This is a genomic window from Streptomyces sp. NPDC126497, assembly GCF_040302425.1.
In the GTDB taxonomy this organism is placed as follows: Bacteria; Actinomycetota; Actinomycetes; order Streptomycetales; family Streptomycetaceae; genus Streptomyces.
Genome location: NZ_JBEORT010000051.1, coordinates 1 through 18,366 on the forward strand (window position 1 = coordinate 1; position 18,366 = coordinate 18,366).

At 74.1% G+C, this 18,366-nt stretch carries 12 protein-coding genes; 3 read left to right on the top strand and 9 right to left on the bottom strand.

All coding sequences use genetic code 11. The annotated features are described in order from the left end of the window. Positions 1-3,039 (top strand): non-ribosomal peptide synthetase (locus ABTY20_RS21200; protein WP_351998565.1); only part of this gene is annotated, 3,039 nt, incomplete at its 5' end. 172 nt (positions 3,040-3,211) lie between these two features. On the opposite strand, the gene ABTY20_RS21205 is transcribed toward ABTY20_RS21200, so the two are convergent. Continuing rightward, complete coding sequence (locus ABTY20_RS21205; protein ID WP_351998566.1) at positions 3,212-5,635, bottom strand: ABC transporter permease; 2,424 nt, start codon at positions 5,633-5,635, stop codon at positions 3,212-3,214. Then, positions 5,632-6,324 carry an ABC transporter ATP-binding protein gene (locus ABTY20_RS21210; protein WP_351998567.1) on the bottom strand — a complete coding sequence of 231 codons (693 nt, stop codon included), beginning with the start codon at positions 6,322-6,324 and terminating at the stop codon, positions 5,632-5,634. Before ABTY20_RS21210 ends, ABTY20_RS21205 begins: the two co-directional genes overlap by 4 nt. A gap of 221 nt (positions 6,325-6,545) precedes the next feature. Between ABTY20_RS21210 and ABTY20_RS21215 the strand changes: the two genes are divergently transcribed. Beyond that, the gene (locus ABTY20_RS21215; RefSeq protein ID WP_351998568.1) at positions 6,546-7,841 is read left to right on the top strand and encodes a sensor histidine kinase; all 1,296 of its coding nucleotides are present in this window, start codon (positions 6,546-6,548) and stop codon (positions 7,839-7,841) included. Beyond that, positions 7,838-8,527 carry a response regulator gene (locus tag ABTY20_RS21220; protein WP_351998569.1) on the top strand — a complete coding sequence of 230 codons (690 nt, stop codon included), beginning with the start codon at positions 7,838-7,840 and terminating at the stop codon, positions 8,525-8,527. The genes ABTY20_RS21215 and ABTY20_RS21220 overlap by 4 nt, the downstream gene beginning before the upstream one ends. Positions 8,528-8,923: 396 nt before the next feature. Here the strand turns inward: ABTY20_RS21220 and ABTY20_RS21225 are convergent, their stop codons facing one another. The 7 genes from ABTY20_RS21225 to ABTY20_RS21255 form a co-directional block, all read right to left on the bottom strand. Then, on the bottom strand, positions 8,924-9,367 hold the full coding sequence (locus tag ABTY20_RS21225) for a hypothetical protein (RefSeq protein ID WP_351998594.1): 444 nt from the start codon (positions 9,365-9,367) through the stop codon (positions 8,924-8,926). A gap of 117 nt (positions 9,368-9,484) precedes the next feature. Further along, the gene (locus ABTY20_RS21230) at positions 9,485-10,408 is read right to left on the bottom strand and encodes an SDR family oxidoreductase (protein ID WP_351998570.1); all 924 of its coding nucleotides are present in this window, start codon (positions 10,406-10,408) and stop codon (positions 9,485-9,487) included. Next, positions 10,405-11,493 (bottom strand): ROK family protein, encoded by a 1,089-nt coding sequence (locus tag ABTY20_RS21235; RefSeq protein WP_351998571.1) that lies wholly within the window; start codon positions 11,491-11,493, stop codon positions 10,405-10,407. The genes ABTY20_RS21230 and ABTY20_RS21235 overlap by 4 nt, the downstream gene beginning before the upstream one ends. Next, the gene (locus ABTY20_RS21240) at positions 11,474-11,848 is read right to left on the bottom strand and encodes a cupin domain-containing protein (RefSeq protein ID WP_351998572.1); all 375 of its coding nucleotides are present in this window, start codon (positions 11,846-11,848) and stop codon (positions 11,474-11,476) included. Before ABTY20_RS21240 ends, ABTY20_RS21235 begins: the two co-directional genes overlap by 20 nt. Beyond that, complete coding sequence (locus tag ABTY20_RS21245) at positions 11,845-13,011, bottom strand: sedoheptulose 7-phosphate cyclase (protein ID WP_351998573.1); 1,167 nt, start codon at positions 13,009-13,011, stop codon at positions 11,845-11,847. Before ABTY20_RS21245 ends, ABTY20_RS21240 begins: the two co-directional genes overlap by 4 nt. Further along, positions 12,983-15,085 (bottom strand): 4-alpha-glucanotransferase, encoded by a 2,103-nt coding sequence (gene malQ / locus ABTY20_RS21250; protein WP_351998574.1) that lies wholly within the window; start codon positions 15,083-15,085, stop codon positions 12,983-12,985. The genes ABTY20_RS21245 and malQ overlap by 29 nt, the downstream gene beginning before the upstream one ends. Beyond that, positions 15,082-18,354 (bottom strand): HAD-IIB family hydrolase, encoded by a 3,273-nt coding sequence (locus tag ABTY20_RS21255; protein WP_351998575.1) that lies wholly within the window; start codon positions 18,352-18,354, stop codon positions 15,082-15,084. The genes malQ and ABTY20_RS21255 overlap by 4 nt, the downstream gene beginning before the upstream one ends. Between the last annotated feature and the right edge of the window lie 12 nt (positions 18,355-18,366).

Consider the following 18,366-nt stretch of genomic DNA (forward strand, 5'->3'; position numbering starts at 1 on the left):
GACGCGTTCCTCGGCGCGTTGCAGCGGGTGGTGGACCGGCACGACATCTACCGCACCGCGATCCTGTGGCAGGAACTGCGCGAACCGGTCCAGGTGGTGTTGCGCCAAGTGGAGCTGCCTGTCGAGGAGTTCGTGGCCGATCCCGAAGGAGGTGACGTCGTACGGCAGTTGCTGGCGCATGCCGGGGGCCGGATGGACCTGAGCAGCGCTCCGCTGATCCGTGCGCACACCGCCGCCCAGCCGGGCAGTGACCGATGGGTGTGCCTCATCAGGATCCACCAGACCGTCCGGGACCACACGAGTCAGGAGGCCCTGCTGAGAGAGCTGGGTGCCTTCTTGTCGGGCCGGGGTGACACGCTCCCCGAGGCACTTCCGTTCCGGGACTTCGTGGCGCAGGCCCGGCTGGGTGTGACGCGCGAGGAGCACGAGCGCTACTTCAGCGACCTGCTCGGGGACGTCGAGGAGACCACCGCCCCGTACGGGCTGGTCGACGTCCACGGCGACGGCACCGACGCGGACCGCGCACGGTGGTCCGTCGATGAGGAACTGGCGGGTCGGGTACGCGAGACGGCGAGGTCGCTCGGGGTCAGTCCGGCCACGGTGTTCCACCTGGCGTGGGCCCGTGTCCTGGCGACGGTCAGCGGCCGCGACGACGTCGTCTTCGGCACCGTGCTCTTCGGCCGGATGAACGCCGGGGCCGGAGCCGATCGCGTCCAGGGGCCCTTCATCAACACCCTCCCCGTGCGGGTGCGCGTGGGATCGTCGAAGGTGGGCGACGTACTGTTCGGACTGCGCGACCAGCTGGCCGAGTTGCTGGTGCACGAGCACGCCCCGCTGGCGCTGGCACAACGGGCGGGTGGCGTTCCCGGCGGCAGCCCGCTGTTCACTTCGATCTTCAACTACCGGCACCATCAGGCCGCCACCCACGCGACGGAGCGGGGCGGTGACACCATGCCGGACGGTGTGAGCCTGCTGCTCACCCGGGAACGCACCAACTATCCGGTCGCCGTGGCGGTGGACGACCTCGGGTCGGGCTTCTCCCTCACCGTCGACGCGGTGGCCTCCGTGGACGCCGACGCCTTGTGCTCCATGCTGCACACCACCGTCGGCAACCTGGTGACCGCGCTGGAAGAGGCACCCGACACACGGTTCGTGGCCGTCGAGGCGGTGCCGGCGCACGAACTGCGGCGGATCCTGACGGAGTGGAACGACACGGACGGGCCGGCCGCCGCGGTGACGGCGCCGGAGCTGTTCGAGGCGCAGGCGGCCAGGACTCCCGACGCGGTGGCGGTCGTGGCCGGTACGACCGAGGTGTCGTACGCGGAACTGGACACGCGGGCCAACCGTCTGGCGCACCTCCTGAGAGGCCACGGGGTGGGTCCGGAGTCCGTGGTGGGGCTGTGCCTGCCGCGGGGCGTGGAGGCGGTTGCCGCGATCCTCGGCGTGTGGAAGGCGGGGGCGGCGTATCTGCCCCTCGATCCGGAGTACCCGGAGGAGCGACTGGCGTTCATGCTCTCGGACAGCGGGGCCGACGTCGTCGTCGGGCGGAGCGACCTGACGCGGCGCTTCTCCGCGCCGGGGCCCCGGGTGCTGGACCTGGACGACCTCGAGGTGACGGCCGCCCTGGAGAAGGCTCCGGCGACCGCTCCCCGGGTGACCGGGACGCCCGACCGGATGGCCTACGTGATCTACACGTCCGGTTCGACGGGGCGGCCCAAGGGCGTGGCGGTGTCACATGCCGGACTGGCGAACCTGGCGGCCGCGCAGACGGACCGGTTCGCCGTGGACGGATCGAGCCGCCTGCTGCAGTTCGCGTCGATGAGCTTCGACGCGGCGGTGTCGGACGTGGTCGTGGCCCTGTCGTCCGGTGCCTGCCTCGTCGTGGCCGGGGCGGACGAACTGCTGCCCGGGCCCGGGCTGGCGCGGGTCCTGTCCCGGCACGCGGTGACGCACGTGACCCTGCCCCCGGCGGTACTGGCCGAGATGACGCCCGAGGACCTGGCACCGGTGACGACCCTGGTCTCGGCCGGTGAGGCGCTGGGCGGAGAGCTGGTGGGGATCTGGGCGCGGGGGCGGCGGCTCGTCAACGCGTACGGGCCGACGGAGACCACGGTGTGCGCGACGATGTCCCGTCCGCTGGAGGTGGGCGACGACCCGGACATCGGCGGTCCGATCAGCGGTGTGCGGGCGTTCGTCCTGGACGACCGGCTCGCCCCCGTGCCGGTCGGGGTGGCGGGCGAACTGTACGTGGCGGGCCCCAACCTGGCCCGCGGGTACGTGGGGCGGCCCGACCTGACGGCCGAGCGGTTCGTGGCGTCCCCGTACACACGGGCCGGTGAGCGGATGTACCGGACGGGTGACCGGGTGCGGTGGACGGCCGACGGCCGGCTGGTGTTCGCCGGGCGGGCCGACGCACAGGTGAAGGTCCGCGGCTTCCGGGTGGAGCCGGAGGAGATCGCGTCCGTACTGACCGGACACCCCGCGCTGGCACGCGCCGCGGTGACCGTACGCGCGGATGCCGCGGGCGAGGGGCGTCTGGTGGCCTACGTCGTGCCCGCGGGCGACCGGGCGGACGCCGATGACGGTGCGCTGGTCCGGACGCTGCGCGACCATGTCGCGCAGGCTCTGCCGCAGTACATGGTGCCGTCGGCGGTCGTGGTCCTTGACGCGCTTCCGCTGACGGTCAACGGCAAACTGGACCGTGCGGCGCTGCCGGAGCCGGACGTCGCGGCGTCGGCGGGGGCCGGCCGGGAACCGGCCACGGAACAGGAGCGGATCCTCTGCGAGGCCTTCGCACGGGTGCTGGGCCTGCCGACGGTCGGTGCGGACGACGACTTCTTCGCCCTCGGCGGTCATTCGCTGCTGGCCACGCGCCTGGTCAGCCGAGTGCGTACGGTGCTGGGCGAGGAGCTGCCGATCCGTACGGTCTTCACCTCGCCCACGCCGGCCGCACTCGCGGGCTGGCTCGCCGGCCAGGGCGACCAGCGGCCGAAGGCCAGGCCCGTGCTGCGGCGCATGCGCAGGCCCGACGGCGAGTGAGCCGTCCTACGGCCGCTCGGTGACGGGCCGGGCCCCTGCCGACGAGCAGGGGCCCGGCCCGTCCGGCCGCGCGTCCGAGCGGCGCCGCGCACGGCTTTGGACGGCGCGCATGAGGACAGCCCGGCCCAGGAAGGGCCGGGCTGTCCTCATGCGGTTCCTGTTCCGGCCGGCGTCACTCGGTGCGCAGGGCCGTGGCCGTGCGGGTCCTGGCCGCCCATCCGGCCGGGACCATCGCGCCCAGCATCGCCAGCACGACGCCGCCCAGCCCCAGCAGGAGCAGCTCGACCGGCCCGTACACATCGAGGACCGGCGACGGCATACCGGTGCCCACGGCGCGCCCCATCACCGGCATGACGACGCCGTGCAGCAGGTACCCCGCCGGCACGCCCAGCAGCCCGCCGACCACGCCGATCGCGGACACCGAGGCGAGCACGAGGCTCACCGTCTGCCGCGGCGACATGCCGATCGCCTTGCAGACGCCCAGGTCGTGGACGCGTTCGCGGGTGTCCAGGACGACGGAGTTGAGCACGCCGAGACCGGCCACGGCGATGAGCATGAGGGTGAGCAGCACCGCCATCGCGTCCATGATGAGGATGACGCCGCTCTGCTCCGATTCCGCCGTGGTCGTGGCGTCACCGCCCATCGGCTGCACCACCGCCGCGAGCTTCCGGGCGAACTCGTCGGCCGAGACACCGGACTTCACGTCGACGAGGAACGTATCGGGCTGGGCCGACGGGAAGTTGGCCATGTCCGCGTGCACTTCCAGCTCATTGCCCGAGGTGTCGAAGGACTCACCCACGATCCGCAGGTCGGCGCTCTCCTTCTCGAACGTCATCCGCACCGTGTCCCCGACCTTGGTGCTGGTCCGCTCCAGGAAGCGCGTGGGCACGACGACCTGGCCCTTCCCGGTGATCCAGTGCCCCGAGAGCATCTCGTAGCTGCCGGAGCGCGAGTCGCCCTCGTAGAGGCTGGCCTCCACCGCGCCGGAGACCCCGGCCACGGCGACCTCCGTCTGCAGCTTGCCGTAGTAGGACTCCAGCCCCGCCCCGGACGTGACGGCGGCCCGCACCTTCGCCGGGTCGGCCACCTTGGGCTTGGACGTGCCGGTCGTGCTGGGGGCGGCGGGAGACGGGCTCGCCGGTTCGCCGCCCCCCACGGGAGGCGGTGGCGGCGGGGGAGCGATGTTGCTCAGCTTGACCGTCGTGACCGTGACCGCGGCACGGCTCTCGGGATCCTGCGACTTGCCGACCTCGTTGAGGGACGAGGTCAGTCCCACCGCGAACGTCGCCGCGACCGTGCCGAACGCCACCGCGAGCAGCATCGCGAGGGCACGCACCGGATGCGTGAAGGGAGTGGCGAGCCCGTACGTCACCGGCCGGGGCAACGGCAGCCGTCCCATGGCCCGGTGCGCCCACTGTCCGCGCCCCGGGCGCGGGGCCCGGCCGACCGCGATGGCCTCGACCGTGTTCAGCCGTCCGGCGCGCCGTGCGGGGATCAGCGCCGCGAGCCCCACCACGAGCAGAGCGGCGGCCGGCACCGCGACGTCCACCCACCAGGCCACCGACAGCGAGACGTTGCCGTACACCGACTCCGTGTCCGCCAGCAGCGGCACCGCCAGCAGGTTGCCCAGCACGACGCCCAGGGCGATGCCGACCGTGGCCGGGATCAGCGCCTGGGCCACATAGGCGCGGACGACTTCGCGGGGGGTGAAGCCGATGGCCTTGAGGATGCCGATCCTGCGCAGACTGGTGCCGACCGCACCGCTGATCACACTGCTGACGATGATCACCGACATGACGATGCCGAGCACGCCGAAGGCCATCACGAACGGGACGGTCGCCGCCGCGCCCTGATCCGCCGCGCGCTTGGTGTCCAGCCAGGACTGCGTACCGAGCAGCGCCCCGGAGTCCACGGAGGAGGCGAGCTTCGCCCGGTCGGCGAGGACCTGCTGCTTCGTGCTCGCGGAGTCGAAGCGGTAGAGCATCTGGGTCGTGAGGGGGTTGCCCAGCGCCGCCAGGGCGTCGACCTGCGCCGAGGTCGCCCACGCGTCGGCGGACTTGCCGACCGACACGGCGAACCCGACGACCGACAGGGTCGGGGCGTCCGGGGTGTCCGACGCCCTGAGGGTCGAGCCGATGTCGGCGGAGGGGCCCTGGAAGGACGCGTCGATCACGATCTCGCCGGGCTTCTGCGCCCACCGGCCGGACTTCAGCTCCACGCGGTCGACGTCGGCGTCCGCACCGGACCGCCCGACCACGGTCAGCGTCGGCATCCGGAAGCCCGACTGGTCCACCGGGCGGAACGCCGTGGACGGGTACGGCCCCGCGCTCGCCGCGACGCCGTCCAGCTCCTTGGTGCGCTCCAGCTGCGCCGCACTCGCCTTGGCCGGGTCGAACTGCGCCGTGATGTGCGCGCCCTGCTGCTTCTTGAAGGCGTCGTCGAAGGGAGCGGCCGCGGCGACCATCAGGGCCCCGGCCACCACGGCCGAGGCCACGGCCATCATCGTGGCCACGGCGATCACCAGGGTCTGCACCCGCCGCCGGCCGACCCCGGAGCGCACGACCCGGCCCAGCGCGCCGTTACCGAACAGGCTCATCGGACGGCCTGCGCATAGGTGTCGAGGGCGAGGTGACCGTCCACCAGGTGGATCGTGCGGCTCGCGCACGCCTCCGCCAGCGCCAGATCGTGCGTCACCAGCACGATGGTCTGGCCGGCGCGGTGCAGGTCGATCAGCAGCTTGCGGACCTCCGCGCCCGAGGCGGAGTCGAGCGCGCCCGTGGGCTCGTCGGCCAGCAACAGCTCGGGCCGGTTGATCAGCGCCCGGGCGACACCGACCCGCTGGCGCTCACCTCCGGACAGCCGGCCCGGGTAGGCGCGTGCGTGCTTCTGGATGCCCAGCATCTCCATGAGCTCACCCGCGCGGGCCGCGGCCGCGCGCCGGCTCGTCCCGGTCAGCTGGGCCGGGAGCTGGATGTTGTCGATGACGGTGAGGTCGTCCAGGAGGTTGAAGAACTGGAAGGCGATGCCGATGTGCTCGCGGCGGAACTTGGCGAGCGCGTGCTCGCTCAACTGGTCGATCCGCCGCCCCGCGACGAGCACGGAGCCCTCGGTCGGCTTGTCCAGGCCGGCGATGAGGTTCAGCAGCGTGGACTTGCCGCTGCCGGAAGGGCCCGTCACGGCAAGGGCCTCGCCCCTGGCGACGCTGAGCGTGAGCGGTCCGAGCGCCGGCCCACCGGCGGTGTCGTAGCGCTTCGCCACACCTTCCAGCTCGATCACTTGGTTCATGCGGGTTGTCCGTCCTTACGATCGCGAGAGACACGTGCCGTTGCCGACCCTGTGAACCTAGAGGCTGCCGCCCGCCCGGCGCGTCGGCCGCGGAACCAACATCGGACCCTCCCAGCGGATGAACCGGCCGGGGAGTCCTACCTGAGGAGTAGGCCTCGGAGACAATGCCCTGATCAGAGAGGCGGACGCGGACCGGGCGGCGAGCGCCTCACAATGGACGGATGGAGACGCAAGACCGGTTCCGCCGGCTTCACCAGCTCATCGACGTGCTGCGCCCCGAGGCGGAGGCCGTCCCGCAGTCGAAGCGGGCGCTGCGCGTGGACGTGGTGCTGGCGGTCGTGCTGACCGCCGTCGCCCTGTACGTGGAGGTGCGGTACCCCGGTAACGGGCCGGTGAATGCGAACCCCCCCAAGATCGACGTCGGGACCGGCGTGCCGGCGCCGCCCCTGCCCGGCCCCGATCAGGCGCCCGTGGAGGAGGACGCCCCGCCCGTCCCCTGGGCCATGGTCATCCTGTCGACACTGCCGCTCGGACTGAGGCGCCGGTTCCCGCTGGCCGCGTTCGTGACGGTGCTGGGCGCGGCGCTGGCCATCGGCGGCTCCGCCTCCTGGATCACCGTCCTGGCCTGTGTCGTCGGCGCCTACAGCGCCGTCGTCTACAGCCGTTACCGGATACTGGCGATCGCCGTCCTGGTGATGGCCGCCGCGCTCTCCGGTTACGCGTTCCGCAACGCCGATCCCCTCCTCCCGGGCTGGTCGAGCCCGGGATTCGTGCTGCTGGTGGCAGGGATGCTGGCCAGTCTCGTCCGGTTCCTGCAACTGCGGCTGGCGTCCAGCCGGGACCGGGTCACCGAGCTGCAGCAGGCGCAGGAGGAGGCCATGCGCCGGGCCGTCGCGGAGGAGCGTGCGCGCATTGCCGCCGAACTGCACGACGTCGTGACCCACAATGTCAGCGTGATGGTGATCCAGGCGGGCGCGGCCCGCAAAGTGATGGACGTGGTGCCCGAGCAGTCCAAGGAGGCGTTGTTGGCCGTCGAGGCGGGCGGCAGGGCCGCCATGGCCGAACTGAGGCACGTGATGGGCCTGTTGGCGGCTCCGGACCACGAGAGACCCGATGGTCTGGAACCGCAGCCGGGGCTGGCGCAGCTCGACGCGCTGGTCGCCCGGGTACGGGCCGCCGGGACGCCCGTGAGCGTCGGGGTGTCGCTGCCGTCGGAACCGCTGCCGTCGGGGGTGGACCTCGCGGCGTACCGGGTCGTGCAGGAGGCACTGACCAACACGATCAAGCACGCACGCGGCGCGGAGGCGTCCGTCGCCATCGGATACACCGACGACTGCCTGGAGATCGAGGTCACGGACACCGGAGGGGTGAAGGACGCCCCGCCGGTGGAGAGCAACGGCCGGGGCCACATGGGGCTGCGGGAGCGGCTGGCCGTGTACGGGGGGGAACTGACGGCCGGTCCGACGCCGAACGGCGGTTACCGGGTCGCCGCCCGCATCCCGCGGAGCGCGGCGTGACCGGGGACCGGCCGCCGCTGCGCGCCGTCATCGCGGACGACCAGGCCCTCGTGCGCACCGGTTTCAAGATGATCCTGGCTGCGGACGGCATCGAGGTGGCGGCCGAGGCGGCCGACGGGGCCGAGGCCGTCGCAGCGGTGCGCCGCACGCGGCCCGACGTCGTCCTCATGGACATCCGGATGCCGGTGATGGACGGCATCGAGGCCACCCGGCGCATCCTCGGCGGTGACGGGCCCTCGGAGACCCGGGTCATCATCCTCACCACGTACGACCTCGACCAGTACGTCTATGCCGCGCTCACGGCCGGCGCCAGCGGCTTCCTGCTCAAGGACGTCACCCCTGAACGCCTGGTGTCCGCCTTGCGCATGGTGCAGTCCGGTGACGCTCTCCTCGCGCCCACGATCACCCGTCGGCTGATCGAGCGCTTCGCCGTGCCCGAGGAACCCCAGACCGTCGCACCGCACCGCGATCTCTCCGGCCTGACCCCGCGCGAACTGGAGGTGCTCCGCCTGCTCGCCACCGGCCTCAGCAACGCCGAACTGGCCTCCCGGCTCTTCCTGAGCCCGACCACGGTCAAGAGCCACGTCGGCCGCATCCTGTCCAAGCTGGATCTGCGCGATCGCGTCCAGGCCGTCGTCTTCGCCTACGAGACGGGTCTGATCGCCCCGGGCGGGGGCGCCCAGTAGGACTCCGTCCGGCCGGCCTTCGGGGCCGGCCGGACGCCCTCGTCCTCGACGGACGCCTCCGTCCGGTCCTGGGCGACGACGATCTGGTCCCGGGGCCCGGTGAAGCAGCCGGGTGCGACACCCGCACCCCCACCGGTTCGGCAACGCCGACGGCGACTCCGTCGAGATCCTCGGCCTCCTGGGCCACCAAGGGGAGCGCGCGCCTCCGCGCCCGAACGGCACGGACGAAGGGCACCGCGACGGATGCCGGGTGACACGACCGGGTGCTCCCGGGCGGAGGGGGCGAGGTGCCCGCCGCCGGATCGCGGCGGGCACCTCTGCGACGGCGCGTTCGTCCTCCGGTCGGGCGGGTGGGGCGGCTCCGCCCGGTGATCCGCCGGCGTGGACGGGACGTTCCTACTTCAGGTAGGGGCCGTCCGCCCCGATCTTCCCGGGACCGTTGAGGACGTAGACGCGGAGATTGCCCTTTCCGGGTGCCCCGACGGTGAGCCTGCCGTCGGAGACGGTGCGGGTGTCGCCGGTGACCGCGTCCCGGTGGGTGCCGTCGGGGATGCCGGTGTAGGTGGCACCGTTCTTCGTCTTCGTGGAGAAGAAGACGGTGGCCGAGGCGGCGGTCGCGGGGGCCGGCGCGGCGGCGGCCTCGGCTGCGGTGGGAGTGGTCAGGGGCAGGACGGGGTGCCTGCGGCGAGAGCTCCGGCCGCCCAGGGGCGGGCGAGGGAGCGGCGGCGTCTCATGCGCGTCTCCAGGATGCTGTGGGGGAGGGCCGGCTGCCGTGCGGACGCCCCGGAGACCTTGACGCGCCTCGAGGTCTCCCGCGCCCGCGCCTGTGATGCGCCGCATCTCGGAAACCTGCAGCAACATCTTGCGGCCATCCGGCGGTTACCCGTACATGACAGACCCGTAAAGGGTGCGCGCACCGCCCCGCCCCCGACCACGAGCGGGGAAGGCCGACCGGGCTCAGCGCGCCGCCGTGAACGCCGGGGCCAGGTACCGGGCGCCCTCCCGCACGCCCCGGACGGTGATCGCCCCGGTGGCCGGCAGCCGGGCGAGCAGGGGGCCGGTCAGACACGCGTTCTCCGGTCGGGAGGCGTACCGCGTGGCCGCCCGCGGCACCGGCACGACCAGGTGCGCGGGCGCCCCCAGCGCCTCGGCGACGACCGAGGCCCAGGCGGCACGGCTCACGCGGTCCGGCCCGCCCAGATGGAGGACCGGCGGAAGGGGCGCGTCGGCGCCCAGCAGGGCCGCCGTCACCTCCGCGACGTCGTCCACCAGCACCGGGGTCGTCCACTGGTCCCGCGGCACCCTGACCTGCTCGCCGCGCCGCAGCCGGTGCGCGCACGCGGCGAAGAAGTTGAGCCATTTGCCGGCGTCCGCGGGCTCGTGCCCGTAGACCAGGCTGACCCGCAGCACCACCGCGTCCGCCGCCGCGTCGAGCACGGTCCGTTCCGCCCGCAGCTTCGCGCGGCCGTAGGCGTTGGCCGGGGAGACCGGGGCGTCCTCGGGGTTGTCGGGCCGGGATCCGTCGAAGACGTTGTCGGTGGAGATCATCAGCAGCCTCGCGTCCCCGGCCGACGCGGCGAAGTGGGCGGCCGCGGCGGTGTGCGCCGCGACGGCCAGGTCCGGGTGCTCCTCGCACCACGTGACGTCGGACGGGCCGTGCACGAGGACGATGCGCCGCGGGTCCAGCCGGGCCACGAGCCGGCCGCACGCCGCGGAATCGGTGGCGTCCAGGGCGTGCCACCGGAACCCCGGGAGGTCCGGAAGGTGCTCCGGGCGGTGACGCGAGGTGACGGTGACCGGCTCACCGGCCGCCGCCAGCCGTCGCGCGATGCCCGTGCCGACGAAACCGCTGCCGACGACGAGGGTGCCCCCGGCGCTCATCGGGCACCCGCCGGGGACGGCCGGGACATCCGGTCGGCCAGCAGCCTGCCGACACCGATCAGGCCGTGGTCGTCGTCCGGTTCGCCGAGCGACACCATGGCGTCGACCGCGTCCGCGTCCAGGCCGAAGCACCCCAGCCTCACCAACTCGCCCACCAGCAGCTCCCGGTAGCGTTCGCCGACCGCCAGGGCGAAGCCGCCCATCACGATGTACCGGCACACCCCGACGGAGGTGAAGACGGCCCCGACCGCCTGCGCGAGATGCGTGAGGGTGCCGCGCAGCACCTGCGTGGTGAACGCGTCGCCCTCCCGCACCGCGGCCGCGACGGCCGGGTTGTCGATGCCGGGCGCCCGGCCGCCGCAGCGCGCGGCCAGCCCGGACCGGGCGAAACCGGCAGGGTCGGCGTCCGCCGCACGGCGGACCGCGGCGAGCACCCCCCGCCCGGAGGCGACGGCACCGAGATGGCCGCGCGCACCGCAGTCGCACAGCGGCGCCCCCGGGGACGGATCGCACACCCAGTGCCCGAGCTCGCCCCCGTGCCCGTCCGCGTCCAGCAGCACCTCCCCGCCCCGGAAGACCTTGTTGCCGATGCCGGAGCTGACGGTGATCAGACAGAACGGCTCGGTCTCGGTCGCCGCGTAGCGCCAGGCGGCGGCGGTCAGGTCGTTGACCACCACGACCGGTACGCCGGTCCGCTCCGTCAGGAGCTGCCCCAGCGGCAGCGGGTCGCCGCGCCGCCCCCACACCGTGGGAGCGGCCAGCACCAGGCCGCCGGCGGAGATCGGCCCGGCGAAGGCCACGCCGACACCGCGCGGCGCCGTCCCCGCGGTGTGCCGGCCGACCTCGTGGACGATCTGGTCCACGACGCGGCGCTGCAGACCGGCCACCGGGTCCCCCGGATGACGGGCCATGCCCTCGACCGGCACCCGGCGCACGCGGGAGACGGCCGCCGTCGCGGGGTCGTAGCTCCCGGTCCGCAGCGTCGTGCCTCCCACGTCCAGCACGGTGAAGACGTCGTGGGGCCGCCAGGAGTCCGCACGGTGCGCCGGACCGGCGGCGAGACGGTCAGACCGCGGGATGGTCACGGAGCTCCTCCTCGAAGACCAGAAGCCACAGATCGGCGGCCGAGTCGTTGACGAGGCCGTGTTCGCCGTACGGACGGTTGACGACGACGTCCCCGGCGCCGACGCGGAACTCGGTGCCGTCCCGGTACATCAGTCCGCTGCCGCTGAGCACGACGTACGTCTCACGGTCCAGGGCGTGCCGGTGGCGCCCTATGGACGTGCCGGGCGGCAGCACGGCGATGTCGACGAACTCCGCTCCCGCGCCCCCCTCGGCGCGGGCGAACAGGCGGTGGGCGAGGATCGTGCCCAGCCCGCCGTGGTCGTGCTCCTTGCCGCGCAGGAGAGTGTCGAGGTTCACCACGTCGCGGGCGGTCACTCCGCGCCCCCGTCGCGCGCCAGCGCGTCCAGGGCGGCCCGCAGCACGCCGGCGGGCAGGTCCTCCAGCCGCTCCACGAAGTCCGCCTTGCCGATGCCGGTCGGCACGACGAGGTGCAGTTCGCGTCCCCGCCGCTGCCAGGAGGCGTGCAGGGCCTGCGTCATCAGCTCCGGCGTGCAGGTGGCCGGGTCGAACACGGGGAGGCCGATGCGGCGCAGCAGCGTCACCACGCGCGCGCAGCTCTCCGCGTCGACGAGCCCCAGCAGCCGGGCCAGGTGCGCCGACAGGGCCATGTCGACGGCGACCGCCTCGCCGTGTTCCAGGCGGTGGCCGCCGGCCGTCTCGATCACCGGGCTGAAGGTGTGCCCGAAGTCGACGAGCCGGGCGAGGTCGTGCTCACGCAGGTTGGGGCAGAGCTCCTCCATCATCAGCCGCATGGAGGTGCGCAGCACGTACGTCTCCAGCGCGCCGTCGCAGGAGCGCAGGAAGACGTCCGGGTGCTCCTCCAGCGCCCGGAAGAGGTCGGGGTCGAGGATCACGGCCATCTTCACGATCTCCGCGAGGCCGCAGCGGATCTCCCGGGCCGGCAGTGTGGCCAGCAGGGCGGGATCGCTGAGCGAGGCGTGCGCGGGGTGGTAGGCGCCGAACATGTTCTTGGAGTCCAGGGCGTTGACACCGGTCTTCACCCCGACGCCCACGTCCACCTGTCCCACCAGGGTGGTGTTGACCTTGATGTAGCGGATGCCGCGGGCGTACATCGAGGCCGCGAAGCCCACGACGTCCGCGACGATCCCGCCGCCCACGGCGAGCATCACCCCGTGCCGGTCCAGGCCGGACGCCTTGGCGACGGCGCACACCCGCTCCACCGACGCGAGGGTCTTGTTCCGTTCACCGCTGTCGATGGTGTGGACGCTCCAGCTGCCCGGCTCCAGCCGGGCGGCGAGGTAGGCGCGCAGCCGGCCGCCGTAGAGACGGTCCACCGTGGGGCCGACGAAGGCGACCACACGCCGTCCCGCCACATAGCCGGCGAGGAGCGGGTTGCGGGGGTCGAACACTCCGTCGGTGACGTCCACACGGTAGTGCGTGCCGTCCGGCGCCAGCAGGTCGAAGCCTCCGGAGTCCTCACGGACTCCCTCAAACTGAGCAAGGGCCTGGCCTGACATCTCTCTCCTCGGTCTTCGTTCCGTGCGGTTCACCGTCGGCGAACACGCGGGTGACGGCCCGTACGTGGGGGTGGGCGGGCAGGTCCTCCAGGGGCACCGGCCGGCCGCGCCCGTCCGCCACCGGCAGCCTCCAGTTGGGGTGCACCTCGGCGGTACCGGGCAGGTTCTGGGGCCTGCGGTCGCCGGTGGCGTCCGGCAGCCAGACCCCGAGCAGGGTGGACGGGGTGCGGGTCAGGAAACGGTGCAGGGCGACCAGCTCGCCGTCGGCGTCGGGCAGCAGGCCCTGCCGGCGCAGTTCCGCCAGCCAGCCGTCCCGTTCGGCCGCCGCCTGCGCCTTCTCCTCCGGTTCCGGGCGGGACAGCAGCCCCAGCCGGGCCCGCAGCTCGACGTGTTCGCCGCTCAGCCACGCGGCGGTCGTCGGCAGGTCGTGGGTGGTCAGCGTGGCCAGGCAGTTCCTGCGCCACCGCCGCGGCGGCAGCGGGCCGTGCCGTCCCTCGGAACCGCCCAGGTACTCGAAGCGCTGCACCGACGTGCCGAGCACGCCGCGCGCGGCCAGCTCCTCGCGGACACCGCGCTCCACGGTGCCGAGATCCTCGCCGATCACCGCCACCCCGGCCCGGTGGGCCTCCAGGAGCAGTACGCCGAGCATGGCCTCGGCGTCGTAGCGGACATAGGTCCCCTCGGACGGGGGCCGGCCCTCGGGCACCCACCACAGCCGGAACAGCCCCATGACGTGGTCGACCCGCAGGGCCCCCGCGTGCCGCATGCCGGCGCGCAGCAGCCCGGCGAGCGGCCGGTACCCCTCGGCGGCCAGCGCGTCCGGCCGCCAGGGCGGCTGGCCCCAGTCCTGACCCAGCGGATTGAAGTCGTCCGGTGGCGCCCCGACGCTCATCCCGCCGGCCAGGCAGTGCTGCAGCGTCCAGGCGTCGGCCCCCTCGGGGGCGACGCCCACCGCCAGGTCGTGCACCAGGCCGATGTCCATGCCCGCGTCCTTCGCCGCGCGCTGCGCGGCGGCGAGCTGCTCGTCGGTGATCCACGCCAGCCAGCGGTGGAAGGCGACGGCTTCCGCCAGTTCCCCGCGCGCCTCGGCCACCCGCGGCGACCGCGGGTCGTGCAGCCCTCCGGGCCAGGACCGCCAGGCGCCGCCGTGCACCTCCGCCAGCGCGGACCAGGTGGCGAAGTCCGTCAGGTCCCCGCCCTCGCGGACGGTGAACGCCTCCAGGGCCGCACGGCGGCCGGGCGGGGCCGGTACCCGGTGCACATGGCGCAGTGCCTCGAGCTTGAGCGCGCGCACCGCCTCCCGGTCGATCAGCGTCCCGCCGCTCAGCACGCGCTCGTTGAGGGCCCGCGCCCGGGCGGCGCAGGAGTCCACCGCGCGGCGGGCCTCCCGGTCCAGGTACCGGTACTCCGGCACCTCCTCCACCCGGACGTGCATCGGGTCCGCGAACCGCCGCGAACTCGGCCGGTACGGCGACGGATCGGGCAGCGGCCCCGGCTCCACCGCGTGCAGCGGCCCCAGCTGGACGAAGCCGGCGCCCAGCGCGCGGCCGGACCAGGAGGCCAGCTCCGCGAGGTCGGCCAGGTCCCCCATGCCCCAGGACCTGCGGGAGAGCACCGAGTACAGCTGGACCAGGAAGCCCCAGCCGCGCCGCTCGGGCACGGGGATGCGCTCGGGCACCGACAGCAGCGGCGCGGACGCCCGCCGCCGGCCCGCGACGGCGTGCAGGACGTGCGCGCCCGGCGGCAGCGGGTCCCCGGGACCGCTCTCGCCCCCGCCCTCCAGGGCGACGCGGGCCCGGGCGCCGGGCGGCAGCCGCAGCCGTACGGCCGATCCGGCACGGACGACCGCACAGGGCGGGAGCAGCCCGTCCGCGTCCGCCGCGCGCCGGGCGGCCAGGGCCCGCCGGGCGGCGTCCGGGGTGCTCGCGTCCACGCCGCACGCGGCCAGGACCGCGACCAGGGTGTCCGCGGCGACGGTGACGCGGTCACCGCGGTCGGTGACGTACTCGGTGCTCACGCCGTGCGCGCGGGCCAGCTCCCGCAGGGACGCGTCGGGCGCGGCGGGGCGGGTCACGGACGGCCCCCTTCCGGTGCGAAGAGGCGTTCGAGGACGGTGGCGACCCCGTCCTCGTCGTTGCCCGGGGCGACCTCGTCGGCCACGGCCCGCAGGTCGTGGTGGGCGCCTGCGACCGCCACGCCGTGAGCGGCCCAGGCCAGCAGCGGGATGTCGTTGGGCATGTCGCCGAAGGCGACGGTGTCGGCGCCGGTGAAGCCCAGCAGCTCGGCGGCCCGCGCCACACCGGTGCCCTTGTCGGTGCCCGCGGGAAGGACCTCCACCATGCCCTTGACCGAGTGCACGACGGTCACCTCACCGCCCGTCAGCCGTCGCGCGACGGCGGCCAGCCGGTCCTCGTCGACGTGCCGGTGGTGCAGGATCAGCTTGTCGATGGGCGCCGCCCACAGCAGGCCGGGGTCGGTGGTCACGTCCCAGCCGTGACGGACCCGTTCCCCGAAGCCGGGGGTCACCTTGAACCGGCTCTCCGGCGGCGAGGTGACGACGCCGAGTTCGACCCGGCCCAGTTCGGCCTCGACCTTCTCGACGACGCCGCGGGCGAGATCACGGTCCAGGGACACCGAGGACAGCAGGCGGTCCGCACCGGCGTCGTACAGCTGCGCGCCCTGGCCGCAGACGGCCAGCCCCCGGTAGCCGAGGGCGTTCAGGAGCTGTCTGCAGGCCACCGCGGGGCGTCCGGTGACCACCAGGTGGTGGGCGCCGGACGCGGCGACCCGTTCCAGCGCCCGGCGGGTGCGCGCCGACACGGTCAGGTCGCTGCGCAGCAGCGTGCCGTCGAGATCGGTCGCCACCAGCCGGAACGCGGGCGCGCGGGTCGGCACGGTGTCCCAGACCACCCGGCCGGAGCGCAGCGTCACCATGGCGACGGCGTGACCTCCGACGGGCGGCCCGTCCAGCGTCCCCGTGAACACGCCGTCGCCGCCGGCGGCGAGCGGCCGCAGCACGGCACCGCCGGAGGCGGGAGCCGGCTCGTCGGAGGCGAGGGCCTCGGTGACCGACTCCAGCGGGGGACGCGGGGCCGTGGAACCCGGCCCCGGGCGTCCCGCGGCCGCCGCGGCGGCTCCCTGCGCCTCACCGCCTGAGGCGTCCGCGTCCACGGAGGCGGTGTTCGCGGAAGCCGTGTCCACAGCGGCCACGTCCGGGCAGGCGGTGCCGGCAGCAGCCGTGACCGCGGGTGCCGTGGACGCGGTGGCCGTGACCGGGGTCGGGGCAGCGGGTGCGGTGGGGGTGGCGGCCGTCGGGGCCCGGCCGGGTGCCGGGCCCGTCGTCGCGGACGCCTCGACCACCAGCTCGACCCGTTCCGCCTCGGCGTGCGCGTACCGCACGCGCCACGTGCCGTCCGGAGCGGCGGTGAGCCGGAAGCGCTCCGCCTGCCGGGCCCGCAGGTCCGGCCGGCCCGCCCGCCGGGCCAGTTCGGCACAGCGGGCGAAGTCCCCCCGGCGGTGGGCCGAGGCGAACAACCGCTCCCAGTCGTCCGCTCCGAGGCCGTCGACGCCGCACCCGAGAGCGCGGGCGAGGGCGGTGGCGTCACCGCGTTCCGTCGCCGCCCGCGCGATCAGCTCACGCTGCTCGGTGTGGGCGGCGGACGGCAGCGCCTCCAGCCAGCCCCGCTCGACCAGCTCGCCGGCCGACGGCCGTGCGTGCTCGCCGCGCAGCAGACGCGCGTAGGCGGCCAGGCGCAGGTCCGCGCTGCGGGCCCAGGTGAACGAACGGCCCAGGCGCCGGGCGTTGCCCGAGAGCCGGGCGTAGGTGCCGGGTGCCGTGCGGAAGACCGTCACGGCCTCGCGTATGCGCTCGGTGAGGGCCCGGGCCAGCGCCGGGTCGTCGTCGCGGAAGGAACCGGGCACGGAGAACCCGGTCGCGTCCGGGTCGTCGAGGGGCCGTCCGTGCCCGAAGTGGGAGGTCACCCGCTGGGCGGTGGCGATCGGCACCGCCCCGCAGGCCATCGCCTCGGCCTGGGCGATGAGGAAGCCGTCCAGTTCGAACTTGGACGGATACACGCAGAAGTCGGCGCTCGCCGCCTGCTCGAACAACGTGTCCTCGTCGGCGAGCCGCCATTCCAGGCGGAGTTGTCCCGGAAAGCGGTCGGCGAGCCGCTGGAACGCGGCGTTCGCGACCGTCGCCGGCGCGTCGCCGCCGCCCCCGGTCGAGCAGCGGATCACGAAACCCACCTCCGGGTCCTCGGCCAGCACCTCCTCCACGGCCCGCATCAGCTCCAGCTGACCCTTGTGGTGCACCGCGTAGCGGGCGGCGTGGTAGAAGACCGGACCGGCGCCCGTCAGGCCGAGCGACCGGCGCACCGCGGCCCGGTCCACGGCCTCCGGATCACGCGCCAGCCAGCTGTCCGCGATGCCGCAGCCGCCGGCCAGCAGCCGCTCCGGCCGTTCCCGCAGCCGCCGGGCCACGGGGAGCGACTGGAACAGGGCTTCGAACGGCGTGTCCTGCCAGGTGACGTAGTGGTCGAGCTGGCCGGGGGACACGAAGTCGATCAGATCCGCGCGGTCGGCGATCAGCGGGAACACACCCACGTGGTCCGGCCCGTACTCGACGTGCATGCGGGTGCCGGCCAGCGCCCGGGCCATGGTGGCCGTGGGGGAGTCCTCGGGGGGCGGTGGCCCGTCCAGGGCGTCGAGGTCCGGTCCGCGGACCCCGAAGAGCTCCAGCAGCCGTTCCACCTGCGGCCGGTACACCTTCTGCGTGACGGGGGCGTTCGCGGCGACCGTGCTCACCGTCCGGTACCGGTCGTCGTCGGCGAGGACGGCGGGCAGCAGGTAGTGGTAGGAGGGCTCGAAGCCGTGCACGACCGCCGGGCCGTCCGCCAGGTGGCGCTGGACGAAGCGCAGACCGCCGACCTGGAAGACCAGCGGCTTGAGGTACGCCAGGTCCCGGCCCTCGAGGGCCGGAGGCGGATAGAGCCGGTCCGGCAGCAGGTCCAGGAAGGCGTCGGACAGCAGGTAGACGTCCACGCCGTCCAGGCGTAACAGGTGGGCGCGGGTGTCCAGGGCGAGACCGGTCTCGGCGGGCCGGCCGGGCCACACCTTGGGGTCGAGCACCAGCGGCACCGTGTGCGCGTCGCGGTAGTCGAGTTCCCGTACGTCGAACCGCTCGCGCAGGGCCCGGAGGTGACCGTGCGCGGGCGTGACCAGCGAGACGCGGTGGCCGCGCGCGGCGTACTCGCGGGACAGGTTCCACACGAGCGGGGACAGCCCGCCGCGCATCAGCCGGTTGTCGAAGCCGCCGCACTCGAAGGAGAAGGTGACGATGTGCACGCGCGGGGCTCC

Coding starts and splice junctions, on each gene's coding strand:
- ABTY20_RS21230 (WP_351998570.1), bottom strand. CDS start 10,408: ATGAGCGCCGGGGGCACCCTCGTCGTCGGCAGCGGTTTCGTCGGCACG.
- ABTY20_RS21245 (WP_351998573.1), bottom strand. CDS start 13,011: ATGTCAGGCCAGGCCCTTGCTCAGTTTGAGGGAGTCCGTGAGGACTCC.
- ABTY20_RS21205 (WP_351998566.1), bottom strand. CDS start 5,635: ATGAGCCTGTTCGGTAACGGCGCGCTGGGCCGGGTCGTGCGCTCCGGG.
- ABTY20_RS21215 (WP_351998568.1), top strand. CDS start 6,546: ATGGAGACGCAAGACCGGTTCCGCCGGCTTCACCAGCTCATCGACGTG.
- ABTY20_RS21210 (WP_351998567.1), bottom strand. CDS start 6,324: ATGAACCAAGTGATCGAGCTGGAAGGTGTGGCGAAGCGCTACGACACC.
- ABTY20_RS21225 (WP_351998594.1), bottom strand. CDS start 9,367: ATGCGGCGCATCACAGGCGCGGGCGCGGGAGACCTCGAGGCGCGTCAA.